A 13,311-nucleotide genomic window follows, 5' to 3' on the forward strand; every position below is an offset into this window, starting at 1 on the left:
TTATGGGAACGCCTGTTTAGCCATTACGCTTGTTCGTTTAACCAAATGCGCATTTCACCTTCGCCGCGATTTGCCCAGCTGAACCACGGTATAAAGGTGAGGGTTTGCGGCTGAAGGGCAGTGCGTCGATGGTTGAAGTGATACAACGCTTCACCTTCTGATGGCGTCGCCAGCCGGGCGCCTTCAGTCTGAATCAGTACTTTTCCCTTCAACACTCCGTTGCCTTGCTCAAGACAAAATTCAGCGTCTTGCGGCAAATAAAGATTGTGCAAGTCCACCCCGTTATCCGCCTCTTCCAGGCAGTACACCAGCGGCCCGCGCTGTATAGCGACTTTGCCTGCGGTATGGCGGACCCGAGGGTTAGCATAAACGCGCATGATCTTCATCGGTAAATTGAGCTTTATGCAGTCTCCCTTTTGCCAGTGGCGATGCAGGTGAAGATACCCTTTAATGACCTCACCCTGAGCCTGTTCACCGTTAACCTGAACAGTTGGATTTTCGCACCATTCCGGAAGTCGCAGGGCGAGCGTATGCGCAACAGGCGTTGCATTATCAAAGGTTATGCTCACCTGCTCCTCCCACGGATAGTTGCCGTCGATACGCAGTTGCAGGGATTTTCCCTCAATTTCAAACCGTGCTTTGCTACCCGCATAGATGTTGATGAACAGCGCATCTTTACGCGGAGTAAAAAGATAATGCCCGATAGCAACCAGCGTGCGCGCGATATTGGGCGGGCAGCAGGCGCAGCCGAACCAGCGCTGACGGACGGGTTTGATATGATCGTACACATGGTTGCAGGCTATGCTTTTGGGCTGCGTTTCCAACGGGTTAACGTAGAAGAAATGTTTACCATCCAGCGCCATACCGCCAAGCACGGTATTGTAGAACGCGCGTTCCATGACGTCGGCATACTGGGCGTCGCCTTCCATCTCCAGCATTCGACGGGCGAACATCATCAGGCCGATGGAGGCGCAGCTTTCAGCATAGGCGGTATCTGAGGGCAGGTCGTAATCGCTGGTGAACGCTTCACCCACGGCCTGTGAACCAACGCCTCCGGTGATATACATGCGCTTGTGCACCATATTGTTCCAGATGCGCAGGCAGGTCTGGCGTTTTTCTTCGTCATGCGTCATGCGTGCGATATGGGCCAATCCCGTCATCAGATAAACGGAACGCACAGCATGGCCGACCGCTTGATGCTGTTCGTTGAGCGGTTTATGCGCGTGGGTATACGCTTTGTCTTTCACCATCCATGCGTCACCCCAGTCATTCCAGTGCCAGGTTCCGCCGCGCTTCTCAAATTCAATATCGTAGTAGTAGGGCTGTTTTCCGCGCTCTTCAAGGAAGAAGCGAGCCAGCTCTTTATAGCGACTTTCCAGCGTGACTTCGTACAGTCGCATCAACGCCAGTTCAATCTCCGGGTGACCGGGGTATCCGCGTAACTGACCTTCGTTAGGACCAAAAACCGTGTCGATATGGTCGGCAAAGCGGCAGGCAATTTCCAGTAAACGACGCTTTCCGGTTGCCTGATAAAAGGCGACAGCGGCCTCAAACAGATGACCTGCACAATAAAGCTCATGGCACTCGGCAACGTTTGTCCAGCGCAGGCCAGGCTCCTTCACGCTGTACCAGGTATTAAGATAGCCGTCTTCACACTGCGCCTGGGCCAGTAATTCAATAACGTCATCCGCCGTTTGTTCAAGCGCAGGATCCGCCTTCTGCGACAGTGACCAGGCAACCGCCTCAAGCCATTTTGTGACGTCACTATCCTGAAAAACCATGCCGTAGAATTCGCCTTTTTGCATTCCTGCGGCAATGCGATAGTTCGCCAGCGCATGGCTGGGTTCCGCTTCCGGAATGGCATCATTAAGCGCCTGCCATTGATAAGGGATAACCACATCGCGGATAAGCCTCTGATACTCTCCAAGAAACGGATCGGTGATGGTGATGTGATTCAAAGGTGCTTCTATCACTTCAGCGTGCATTTTCTATACCTCAGGATAACTGTGAATGACGTTGATGAAGGTCGGTGGAAATGCGCTGCATCATAGGGCCATTCAAACGGCATTTGAGCAGGCATAACGCCAGTACAAGATGGAAAATAGCGGGGGCCAGGCTTTGCAGTGCGGTGATCCCCTGAATGGATGCCGCCGTCTGGTTTTCGAGTCCGGGCTGATAAGCGACCATAATCAGAATCAGGCTGATAATGCCGCCAGAAGAGGCCCATGAGAGTTTGATAAAAAAGAGGTTAAAGGCGAAGTTCATACCCGAAGAACGGACGCCATTTTTCCATTCGCCGTAGTCGTCGGCGAAAGCCATAATGGAAAAGTGCAGGGGCAGGGTGAATCCCAGAACGATGTTGTTGATCAGAATGCAGCCCAACCACAACGTTTGATGCTGCGCTCCGGTTGGCAGGAACCACATCATTACGCCAAAGGCGACCAGCACCAGGTTGGTATAAAAATAGAGTTTTACCAGGTCGATGCGGCGTGAGAGCGGGTTAACCACGATAGCGCCGATGATGGCGGCTAAGGTAACCACGGCAAAAAACAGCGACATAAATCCGGCGCTACCTTCAAGAGCGTAGGAGATGAAATACATATAACCGCCGCCGCGAATACACAGAATATTCACCAGCAGGAAAGACATCACCAGTATCAGCAGTAACTGGTCGTTCTTCCATAAGCCTTGCAGATGCTGACGCAGCGTAAATTTTCCCGCAAGCGAAAGCGGTACACGCTCTTTCACCCAGAAAAAGCACAGAAGAAACATCACCACGCCAACGGTGCAAATTACCGTGACACCATATTGATAACCTTTTGCCAGATTCCCTTTACCGAAAAATTCCACCATCCACGGCAACCCGACGGCGACCAGAAAACCGGCGATGCCGCTTAATACAAAGCGCCAGGACTGGCAGGACATCACCTGGTCGTGGCGATGGGTCATTGCATTAATCAGCGCGCAGTACGGGACGTTGATCGCGGTGTAGCCGACAGAAAGCAGGAAGTAGGTACCGAATGCCCAGGCGATTTTCATATTTGGGCCCATTTCGGGAACGGTAAAGGTGAGAATGCCAATCACACCTAATGGCACCGCAATCCATAACTGCCAGGGACGGAATCGCCCCCAGCGACTACGTGTGCGGTCAGCAATGACGCCCATCACCGGGTCAGAGATGGCATCAAAAATGCGCAGAATCAGGAACATTGCCCCAACGATCGCCGGGCTCAGGCCAAAAATATCCGTATAAAAAAAGAGCAGGAAACCGCTAATTAAATCAGAGATGCAGTGTCCGCCCGCATCACCTAATCCGTAGCCGATTTTTTCGCGGGTTGAGAGCGTTTCTCCGGCATCCTCTCCTCTGAGTACATCACCATCCAGATTATCGGCAGTAGCCATAATCAATCTCCATAAGTGTTAGCAGTTCTAAGGGCTAAACAGTCATTACGGCGCATCTCTGACAGTTTTTTTAGTAAAAATAGTGCGATTTTTAGAGTAGGTCTGATGGGGTTTAGACGTAAATGATGAGATGTTTTCAATGTGAATTTGATCTGTTTTTTACTATAAATAGATAGTTAAATGTGATTTGAATCACTTTTGTGCCCGAGATGACAGGCGACGGGCCAGCAAATCGCTCGCGCTTTGAAGAATTAACGCTTATTTTTTAGTAAAAACATTTATACTAAAACGCTATATGAGCAGCGGATGGCGAAGGGCGGAGAAAGATAGGGATGGTAAAGAAAACACGAATTAAGGACATCGCGGCAGCCAGCGGTGTTTCAATTGCCGCTGTTTCGCGCGCGCTGAAAGGGCAATCAGGCCTTGGGGAAGAAACGCGCCAGCGAATTCTGGCGATTGCTGAAGCGCAGGGATACGACTTCACCCGGTTACGCGGTGGGCGTATTAAGCGACTGTTGTTTCTGCTCCATCGTCAACATAACATCGCCAGCGCGCTGCCGTTTTATTCGAACGTTATGCTCGGCGTTGCCGATGCCTGTCGCGAAAATGACATTGCCATGAGTTTTCAGCCCGTAGGGCCGGACGATGCGCTTGCCGAAGTCATTCAGTTACATCAGCCGGATGCGGTGATGGGGGCCGGGTATCTGGAGCCTGAAATTCTGGCAGAGCTTAGCAAAATCACCTTACCGACGGTATTGGTTGATCTGTGGGCGGCAGATTTTCCCTGCGTAAACCCTGATAATTTTTACGGTGGGTTTATCGCTACGCGCCACCTGATTGAGCAAGGTCGACGCCGGGTTGCATTTTTAGGTAATTCACAGGGGCATTACAGTATTCGCCAGCGTGTAGAAGGCTACCAGCAGGCGATTTTTGATGCGGGTTTAACCATTTCCTCTGACTACAGAATTGAAGTTCCTCCGGTTAAAGATATCGAAGATGCGCTGGTGAAGGGGATGGAAAAGCTGTTGGCTTTGTCCGAACCGCCCGATGCCATCTTTGCCTACAACGATGTGGCGGCGCTGGTCGCGATGCGGGAATGCGCGCGTCGGGGCGTACGGGTGCCGCAGGATATCGCCATTGTCGGTTTTGATGACATTGACGCCGCCGCCTGGGCTTATCCCCCGCTCACTACGGTGGCTATCGACCAGCGTGAACTGGGGCGCGATGCTTTCCGCTTACTGCTTAATGACGAGAGCGACAGAAACATGCTCCTGCCGGTAAAACTGGTGGTGCGTGAAAGTTCAGTTAATGGTGCGTAGTTGCACGGCAGACAATAATTCGGCAAAGTTGCAGCATTACGCAAAAAGGGCAGTCACAGTGAAACGACTTATTATTGGAATATCCGGTGCCAGCGGCGCAATTTATGGCGTGCGTCTGCTTCAGGTTTTACGCGACGTGCCTGATATTGAAACACATCTGGTGATGAGCCAGGCCGCGCGGCAAACTCTTGCGCTGGAAACGGATCTCTCGTTGCGCGAGGTGCAGGCCTTTGCTGATATCGTGCATGATGCGCGCGATATCGCCGCCAGCATCTCTTCGGGCTCCTTCAAAACCATGGGCATGGTGATTCTGCCGTGTTCGATGAAAACCCTTTCCGGCATTGTGAACAGTTATACCGATGGGCTGCTGACCCGCGCCGCGGATGTGGTGCTCAAAGAACGTCGCCCGCTGGTGCTCTGCGTGCGGGAAACACCACTGCATCTTGGGCATCTGCGCTTAATGACTCAGGCCGCCGAGATTGGCGCGGTGATTATGCCGCCTGTTCCGGCGTTTTATCATCGCCCACAAACCATTGATGATATTATAAATCAGACAGTTAACCGCGTTCTCGATCTCTTCAATATCGACCTGCCACACGATCTCTTTACCCGCTGGCAAGGTGCCTGAACTGCACCAGTGTGGTGCCCATCTGTGCTTTTCGCCCTGTTGCAGGGCGATTTTGTAACGCCGATCAAATCCTCGATATTTAATCACGCATTTTGCGTTTTACTGCTGCGGATTATGTGTCCGAACTGCTATCTTCCTATCTTGTTACCATATTGCATCTTTTTATTAACATATTTAACGTCAAAGTTAGCGCTGACGATAAAGATGGCATAAAAGCTGCACTGTTGGTCTGCAACACACAACACAACCTATTAGATAGCAGCTCACTGCATCACGATTTTTAAAGGGGTATGTATGAAGAAGACGGTTCTGGCTCTCTCTTTACTGCTCGGTCTTGGCAGCGTTTCCAGCGCGTTTGCCGCATTGCCGCAAAGTATCCGCATCGGCACCGACACCACCTATGCACCGTTCTCGTCCAAAGATGCTAAAGGCGATTTCATCGGCTTTGATATCGATCTGGGTAATGAGATGTGCAAACGCATGCAGGTAAAGTGCTCCTGGGTCGGCAGTGATTTTGATGCCCTGATCCCCTCCATGAAAGCGAAGAAAATCGATGCGATCATCTCTTCTCTCTCTATCACCGAAAAACGCCAGCAGGAGATTGCCTTCTCCGACAAGCTCTACGCGGCAGATTCCCGTCTGATTGCCGCAAAAGGTTCGCCTATCCAGCCCACTCTGGATTCACTGAAAGGGAAGCACGTCGGCGTATTGCAGGGCTCGACTCAGGAAGCGTATGCGAACCAGAACTGGCGCAGCAAAGGCGTTGATGTCGTGGCGTACCAGAACCAGGACCTGATTTACTCCGACCTGGCCGCGGGTCGTCTGGATGCTGCATTGCAGGATGAAGTGGCCGCCAGTGAAGGTTTCCTTAAGCAGCCTGCCGGGAAAGATTTTGACTTCGCCGGGCCTTCCGTGAAGGATAAAAAATTCTTTGGCGACGGCACAGGCGTTGGCCTGCGTAAAGATGATGTTGAGCTGAAGCAGGCCTTTGATAAAGCACTGGCTGAGCTCCGCGCAGATGGTACTTACGACAAAATGGCGAAGAAGTATTTTAACTTCAACGTCTACGGGGATTAATTTTCCCGACAGCACCAATGCACTTTAATGGTGCATTGGTGCTGCCAATGTCTCGATGTTGTGCACTCTGTGCACAAAAGTGGTGCATTCCTGCATAAATACGCATTTTTAGTGAGAAAAAAGCCAACAGACAGGGCAGAATGCTTTGCCATTCTGGGCTGAAAAGTGGCACGATAACTGCTCAGGATTTTTTGGACAAACCCGCAGAAATCAAAGGCAGTCGAGGATAAATATGAAAAAGCTGGCGTTATCTTTTTCTCTGGTATTGGCGCTTTCCAGCGCTTCGAGTGTTTTCGCAGCAATCCCACAAAAAGTACGAATTGGCACCGACCCAACCTATGCACCGTTTGAATCAAAGAATGCAAAGGGTGAATTGATTGGTTTTGATATCGATCTGGCAAAAGAGCTGTGTAAGCGTATCCAGACACAATGTACCTTCGTTGAGAACCCGCTGGACGCGCTGATCCCGTCTCTGAAAGCGAAGAAAATCGATGCCATTATGTCTTCGCTCTCTATCACCGAAAAACGTCAGCAGGAAATCGCATTTACCGACAAGCTTTATGCAGCGGATTCTCGCCTGGTGGTGAAAAAAGGTTCTCCGGTGACGCCAGACCTCACCACGCTGAAAGGTAAACGTGTCGGCGTACTGCAGGGGACGACCCAGGAAACTTACGGTAATGAACACTGGGCGGCAAAAGGCGTTGAGATTGTCTCTTATCAGGGCCAGGACAACATTTATTCTGACCTGACCGCGGGGCGCATTGACGCGGCGTTTCAGGATGAAGTCGCGGCAAGCGAAGGTTTCCTGAAGCAGCCAATTGGTAAAGATTACACGTTTGGTGGCCCGTCCATCAAAGATGAAAAACTGTTTGGCGTGGGTACCGGTATGGGCCTGCGTAAAGAAGATAACGAACTGCGTGAAGCGCTGAATAAAGCGTTTGCTGAAATGCGTGCTGACGGCACGTATGACAAGCTGGCGAAAAAGTACTTCGATTTTAACGTATACGGTGAATAACCGTCGCTGACCACCCGTCGCCCCGCCTCTGAATGGGGCGACGGTGATAATAAGACAGGGCAGGCTGAATGCTTTACGGGTTTTCACAAGTCATTTTTCAGGGCGCGCTGGTGACGCTTGAGCTGGCAATCAGCTCAGTGGTACTGGCGGTGCTTATCGGCCTGGTTGGGGCTGGTGCAAAGCTTTCCAATAATCGCCTGTTGGCGTTGATTTTTGAAGGCTATACCACGCTGATTCGTGGCGTGCCAGATCTCGTGCTGATGTTGTTGATTTTCTATGGGTTACAGATGGCGCTGAACGTGGTCACCGATTCACTCGGTTTAAGCCAGTTCGACATCGACCCGATGATTGCCGGTATTATTACGCTTGGGTTTATCTACGGCGCCTATTTTACCGAGACCTTCCGCGGTGCGTTTATGGCGGTGCCGAAAGGGCACATCGAGGCGGCGACGGCCTTTGGCTTTACCGGTGGGCAGACGTTCCGTCGCATTCTGTTCCCGGCGATGATGCGCTACGCGCTACCGGGAATTGGCAACAACTGGCAGGTTATTCTCAAATCGACAGCGCTGGTGTCGCTGCTGGGGCTGGAAGATGTGGTGAAAGCGACACAGCTGGCCGGGAAGAGTACCTGGGAGCCTTTCTATTTCGCCATCGTCTGTGGCCTGATTTATCTGGTATTTACAACCGTTTCCAATGGTGTGCTGCTCTTGCTCGAACGCCGTTACTCCGTGGGCGTGAAGAGGGCTGACCTGTGATTGACATTATTCAGGAATACTGGAAATCCCTGCTGTGGACGGATGGGTATCGCTTCTCGGGCGTTGCCATTACGCTGTGGCTGCTGATTTCTTCGGTGGTGATGGGCGGCATTCTGGCGCTGTTTCTCGCCATTGCCCGCGTCTCCAGCAATAAATACATCCGATTCCCGGTGTGGCTGTTTACCTATATTTTTCGCGGCACGCCGCTGTATGTGCAACTGCTGGTGTTCTACTCCGGCATGTATACGCTCGAAATTGTGAAAGGCACCGAACTGCTGAACGCCTTTTTCCGCAGCGGCCTGAACTGTACGGTGCTGGCGCTCACGCTGAATACCTGCGCCTATACTACCGAGATTTTCGCGGGCGCGATTCGCGCGGTACCGGCGGGTGAAATTGAAGCGGCGCGCGCCTATGGTTTCTCCTCCGTTAAGCTTTACCGCTGCATTATTTTACCGTCGGCGCTGCGTATTGCGCTGCCGGCTTACAGCAATGAAGTGATTTTGATGCTGCACTCGACGGCGCTGGCATTCACCGCCACCGTGCCGGACTTACTGAAGATTGCCCGAGATATCAACTCTGCCACCTATCAGCCCTTTACGGCATTTGGGATCGCGGCGGTACTTTATTTGATTATCTCGTATGTGCTTATCTCTCTGTTCCGCAAAGCGGAAAAACGCTGGTTGCAGCATGTAAAACCTTCTTCTTCGCACTGAGAACACGATGCCTGAGAATAAATTAAACGTAATCGATCTGCATAAGCACTACGGCGAACACGAGGTGCTGAAAGGGGTATCACTGAAGGCGGATGCCGGTGATGTGATCACTATTATTGGTTCGTCCGGGTCGGGGAAAAGTACGTTTTTGCGCTGTATTAACTTCCTCGAAAAACCGAGCGAAGGCACGATTGTGGTGAGCGGTCAGAATATCGGGCTGGTACGGGATAAAGACGGACAGTTGAAAGTCGCTGATAAAAATCAGCTGCGCCTGCTACGTACCCGTCTGACGATGGTCTTCCAGCACTTTAATCTCTGGAGCCACATGACGGTGCTTGAGAACGTGATGGAAGCGCCGATTCAGGTGCTGGGCCTGAGCAAGCAGGAAGCGCGTGAACGTGCGGAAAAGTATCTCGCGAAGGTGGGCATTGATGCGCGCCAGCAGGCGAAATATCCGGTGCACCTTTCCGGTGGCCAGCAGCAGCGTGTTTCGATTGCCCGTGCATTGGCGATGGAGCCGGAAGTGCTGCTGTTTGATGAGCCGACCTCCGCGCTGGATCCGGAGCTGGTGGGCGAGGTGCTGCGCATCATGCAGCAACTGGCGGAAGAGGGGAAAACCATGGTAGTGGTGACGCACGAAATGGGCTTTGCCCGTCACGTATCGTCACATGTTATTTTCCTGCATCAGGGCAAAATTGAGGAAGAGGGTACCCCGGAACAACTGTTCGATAACCCGCAAAGCCCGCGTTTGCAGCAGTTCCTCAAAGGTTCTCTGAAGTAATCTTCTCAGCCCGGCGCTCTGCCGGGCTATTCGTGTGGACGTTCCAGCCGATAGACCCAGTCGTCGTAGTCAATACCGTTCAGATGATAGGCATTTTCCAGTACCTGAATGCGCACAAACCCCTGTTTTTCCAGCAGGCGCGAAGAGCTGCGGTTCTCGCCCAGCACCCAGGCATTAATGGCATTCACACCCAGTTCAGTAAACCCGTACTGGCAGATAGCGCTCAGTGCTTCGCGGGCATAGCCTTTCCCCTGCGCACCCGGTAACAGCGCATAGCCGACGTCGGCTTCGTGTGGATTTTTACTGCTGATGCGCAAGCCAATATCACCGATTGGCTCGCCGTGAGTCTCACGCAGAACGAATACGCCACTATCGGCGCAGCGCGCATCGAAAACGGTTCGCAGCGCCGCTTCACTCAACACCTCGCCCATATAACGCATCACCTGAGGATCCTGACGAAGTCGCAGGAAAAAGGGCCAGTCAGATGCGTTGAAGGAGGAGAGCTGCAGACGCGGCGTGGTGAGGGTAATCATATTCAATGCCATAACGGGTAAAGAAGCGAGTACCTTAACACCTCGACGTGTGGGATTACAGGCTCTTGAGTGCAGCGTGGTGATGGCTAAGACCATGGTATAAGAACATGAAGGTTTACAAAGGCCCCCAGTTTAAAGGCGCCTGATTGCTGACAAAGTGCGCTTCGTTATTGCCGGATGTGGCGTAAACGCCTTATCCGGCCTACAAAATATTGCAAATTCAATATATTGCAAAAATATTGTAGGCCTGATAAGCGTAGCGCATCAGGCAATGTCATCACTCTCACTTCCCCCAGGCTAAAAGATCCTCTAGCGCTTCATCGAGGTCGTGCCAGCGGAAGACAAAACCGCTCTCTTCCAGCCGTTTTGGCAGGGCGCGTTGCCCGCCCAGCACCAGCACCGACGATTCTCCCATTAGCAGGCGGATCGCCGTGGCGGGAACGCGGAGAATAGCGGGGCGATGTAGCGCATGGCCGAGGGAATGGGCGAATTGTTCATTGTGGACCGGATAAGGGGAGACCATATTGAACGGCCCGCGAAGTGGATTATCGAGCAACCACAAAATGCCGTTGACCATATCGTCGATATGGATCCACGCCAGATATTGTCGACCGGTGCCGATTGGCCCGCCAAGCCCAAGTTTGAACGGTGGGAGCATTTTGCCGAGAATGCCGCCTTTTGCCGCCAGCACGACGCCGGTGCGAAGCAGGCAAACGCGAGTACGATCGCTTTGCGCGGTGCAGGCGATCTGTTCCCACTTCGCACAGAGTTTGTGGGTAAATTCATTGTGCGGCGGCTCTTCCTCCGTCACCACAACTTCACCGAGATCGCCATAATATCCCGTCGCAGAACCTGAAATTAGCACGTGAGGCGGTGTTTCGCTGGCCTGAATTAATGTGCTTATTTTTTCCGTAATATGCCAGCGGCTTTCGCACAGCCGCTGTTTTTGCGCATCAGTCCAGCGTTTATCGGCAATCGGCTCGCCCGCCAGATTGATGACGGCGTCAATGCCATCAAGCGTGCGCTTGTCGTCAAGCCCCTTCCAGATCTCAACGCGCGAGCCAAAACGCTGCCGGGCTTTATCCGGGCTGCGGGTAACCACGGTCACCGCATGGCCCAGTTCCAGCAGTCGCGGAACTAAATGGCCGCCAATCAGCCCGGTACCGCCGGTTATCAGAATCTTCATGCCACCTCCGTCAGGAAGCGCTTAACGTTGCCAGCTCATAGCAATGGAAACAGAGTCGGCGTAACGCAGCGCGTGAAGTTTATCGACCTCCACTTCAGCATAGGTGACCCAGTGATGTTCACGTGCGATATCGAGCACATCCTGAGTTAATTTTTCCAGTAGTGAGAAACGGTTACCCTCAATGTGGCTAATGATATTTTTGGTGATAGTGCGATAGTTCAGCGCATCGTTAATATCTTCACTGTTGCGCGCGCGGTCTGCCGGGTAGCGAATCTCAATATTGATAACCACATCCTGACGGTTGGCTATCTCTTCGTCTTTAATCCCGATAAAGGTGCGCAGGCGAAGATTTTTGATGCGGATAATAGCGTCTGGCTGAGACATTGCAGATTACTCCTTTTTATCGTTGTCTCAGCCATCATACACGAAAGCAATCGGCTGCTTAATGGGGCTGGGCCAGCTGCATGGCACGCGCGGTGGCCGGGCGTTGGCGTATGCGCTCAAACCAGTTTTGCACTGCCGGATAAGCGGCAAGATCGATACGTTGCCGAACGTGAGAGTTTATCCACGGCCAGCAGGCAATATCGGCAATGCTGTAGTGATCGCCAGCAATCCATGGATTGCTGGCAAGGCGTTGATTCAGCACGCTATACAGGCGCTGAGCTTCCACCTGATATCGCTCAATGGCATAGGGGACGGGCTGAGGGGCGAAGTGATTAAAGTGATGGTTCTGCCCCAGCATCGGGCCAAGACCGCCGACCTGCCAGAACAACCACTGCAACGTCGTATGGCGCTCGCGCAGTTCGCCGCTCAGCAACTTGCCGGATTTTTCAGCGAGATAAAGCAAAATGGCACCGGATTCAAACAGGCTAAAGGGGGCACCGCCGTCTTCCGGTTGATGATCAATTATTGCCGGAATTTTATTATTCGGCGAAATGGCGAGAAATTGCGGCTTAAACTGCTCACCTTTATTGATATCGACGCGAATCAAACGGTAGGGCAATTCGGCTTCTTCCAGAAAAAGCGTTATTTTGTGGCCGTTCGGGGTGGGCGCATAGTAGAGGTCTATCATCGTCTCTCCGATTTGTGGCGGGGTGTGACCTAAGTATAGGCCTCAGTTGCGACACGGGGATGACATGCAAAATCCTCATGGTGGCGGTAAGTGACAAGCGTGAAAAGACAGGATATGTTGATTTATCGCCATCAGACAGTGAGTATGTTATGAGCAACCCTGCTATTACCCTTTGGTCAGATTCCGATTTTTTCTCGCCTTATGTTTTATCCGTTTACGTGGCACTGCAGGAAAAAAGCCTGCCGTTCACCCTTAAATCCGTGTCGCTGAATAACGGTGAACATCTTCAGTCAGGCTGGAAAGGCTATAGCCAGACGCGACGCGTGCCGCTGCTGGAAATCGATGACTTCCAGTTGAGCGAGTCATCGGCAATCACTGAATACCTTGATGAGCGCTTTGCCCCGCCGCAGTGGGAGCGGCTCTATCCTCACGACATTCAAAAACGCGCCCGGGCCCGGCAAATTCAGGCATGGTTGCGCAGCGACCTGATGCCGATTCGCGAAGAGCGCTCAACGGATGTGGTATTCGCTGGCGTAAAAAAACCGCCATTAAGCCGGGCAGGAGAAGCAAGCGCCGCTAAACTGTTTGACACGGCGAGTACATTACTGGCTCATGGACAGCAAAATTTGTTTGGTGAATGGTGTATCGCAGATACGGACCTGGCGCTGATGCTTAATCGCCTGGTGCTGAACGGGGATGATGTCCCGCAGGCGCTTGCTGATTACGCCGAGTTCCAGTGGCAGCGTTCTTCTGTTCTGCGTTACGTTGCGCTTTCAGCAAAACGCGCAGGCTGAAAACGCGAACGGAATCCATTATGATAGTACGGTTTT

The 13,311-nt window shown here is 52.3% G+C and carries 14 protein-coding genes; 8 read left to right on the forward strand and 6 right to left on the reverse strand.

Annotation, left to right across the window (positions count from 1 at the left end):
* Positions 1-23: 23 nt before the first annotated feature.
* A complete protein-coding gene (locus tag ACOXYR_RS05495) occupies positions 24-1,985 on the reverse strand; it encodes a glycoside hydrolase family 127 protein (protein ID WP_421355480.1) in 1,962 nt (653 codons plus the stop codon).
* A 10-nt stretch (positions 1,986-1,995) separates the two neighbouring features.
* Complete coding sequence (locus ACOXYR_RS05500) at positions 1,996-3,402, reverse strand: MFS transporter (RefSeq protein ID WP_421355481.1); 1,407 nt, start codon at positions 3,400-3,402, stop codon at positions 1,996-1,998.
* Between the two features lie 332 nt (positions 3,403-3,734).
* On the opposite strand from ACOXYR_RS05500, the gene ACOXYR_RS05505 reads away from it, so the two are divergent.
* From ACOXYR_RS05505 to hisP, 7 genes are all read left to right on the forward strand, one after another.
* Positions 3,735-4,721: a LacI family DNA-binding transcriptional regulator gene (locus tag ACOXYR_RS05505; protein WP_421355482.1), complete on the forward strand. Its 987-nt coding sequence runs from the start codon at positions 3,735-3,737 to the stop codon at positions 4,719-4,721.
* 58 nt (positions 4,722-4,779) lie between these two features.
* Positions 4,780-5,349, forward strand: a complete 570-nt coding sequence (locus tag ACOXYR_RS05510) for a UbiX family flavin prenyltransferase (RefSeq protein ID WP_421355483.1) — start codon at positions 4,780-4,782, stop codon at positions 5,347-5,349.
* Positions 5,350-5,643: 294 nt separating this feature from the next.
* Positions 5,644-6,426, forward strand: a complete 783-nt coding sequence (argT, locus tag ACOXYR_RS05515; protein ID WP_108473573.1) for a lysine/arginine/ornithine ABC transporter substrate-binding protein ArgT — start codon at positions 5,644-5,646, stop codon at positions 6,424-6,426.
* A gap of 232 nt (positions 6,427-6,658) precedes the next feature.
* Positions 6,659-7,441, forward strand: coding sequence for a histidine ABC transporter substrate-binding protein HisJ (hisJ, locus tag ACOXYR_RS05520; protein WP_108473574.1), 783 nt, complete (start codon positions 6,659-6,661; stop codon positions 7,439-7,441).
* A gap of 68 nt (positions 7,442-7,509) precedes the next feature.
* Complete coding sequence (locus ACOXYR_RS05525; RefSeq protein WP_108473575.1) at positions 7,510-8,196, forward strand: histidine ABC transporter permease HisQ; 687 nt, start codon at positions 7,510-7,512, stop codon at positions 8,194-8,196.
* The gene (locus ACOXYR_RS05530) at positions 8,193-8,909 is read left to right on the forward strand and encodes an ABC transporter permease (RefSeq protein WP_421355484.1); all 717 of its coding nucleotides are present in this window, start codon (positions 8,193-8,195) and stop codon (positions 8,907-8,909) included. Before ACOXYR_RS05525 ends, ACOXYR_RS05530 begins: the two co-directional genes overlap by 4 nt.
* Before the next feature lie 7 nt (positions 8,910-8,916).
* Positions 8,917-9,690 (forward strand): histidine ABC transporter ATP-binding protein HisP, encoded by a 774-nt coding sequence (gene hisP / locus ACOXYR_RS05535; protein ID WP_108473577.1) that lies wholly within the window; start codon positions 8,917-8,919, stop codon positions 9,688-9,690.
* A 26-nt stretch (positions 9,691-9,716) separates the two neighbouring features.
* On the opposite strand, the gene ACOXYR_RS05540 is transcribed toward hisP, so the two are convergent.
* The 4 genes from ACOXYR_RS05540 to yfcG all read right to left on the reverse strand — a co-directional run bounded on the left by ACOXYR_RS05540 (position 9,717) and on the right by yfcG (position 12,481).
* On the reverse strand, positions 9,717-10,223 hold the full coding sequence (locus ACOXYR_RS05540; protein WP_421355485.1) for a GNAT family N-acetyltransferase: 507 nt from the start codon (positions 10,221-10,223) through the stop codon (positions 9,717-9,719).
* Between the two features lie 283 nt (positions 10,224-10,506).
* On the reverse strand, positions 10,507-11,409 hold the full coding sequence (locus tag ACOXYR_RS05545; protein WP_350436796.1) for a TIGR01777 family oxidoreductase: 903 nt from the start codon (positions 11,407-11,409) through the stop codon (positions 10,507-10,509).
* 21 nt (positions 11,410-11,430) lie between these two features.
* Positions 11,431-11,793 carry a dihydroneopterin triphosphate 2'-epimerase gene (folX, locus tag ACOXYR_RS05550; RefSeq protein ID WP_015963638.1) on the reverse strand — a complete coding sequence of 121 codons (363 nt, stop codon included), beginning with the start codon at positions 11,791-11,793 and terminating at the stop codon, positions 11,431-11,433.
* Positions 11,794-11,851: 58 nt separating this feature from the next.
* On the reverse strand, positions 11,852-12,481 hold the full coding sequence (yfcG, locus tag ACOXYR_RS05555) for a GSH-dependent disulfide bond oxidoreductase (protein WP_189622753.1): 630 nt from the start codon (positions 12,479-12,481) through the stop codon (positions 11,852-11,854).
* Positions 12,482-12,630: 149 nt separating this feature from the next.
* Between yfcG and yfcF the strand changes: the two genes are divergently transcribed.
* A complete protein-coding gene (yfcF, locus tag ACOXYR_RS05560; RefSeq protein WP_421355486.1) occupies positions 12,631-13,275 on the forward strand; it encodes a glutathione transferase in 645 nt (214 codons plus the stop codon).
* Positions 13,276-13,311: the final 36 nt, after the last annotated feature.

It is taken from the genome of Pseudocitrobacter faecalis, from assembly GCF_965231525.1.
In the GTDB taxonomy this organism is placed as follows: Bacteria; Pseudomonadota; Gammaproteobacteria; order Enterobacterales; family Enterobacteriaceae; genus Pseudocitrobacter; species Pseudocitrobacter faecalis.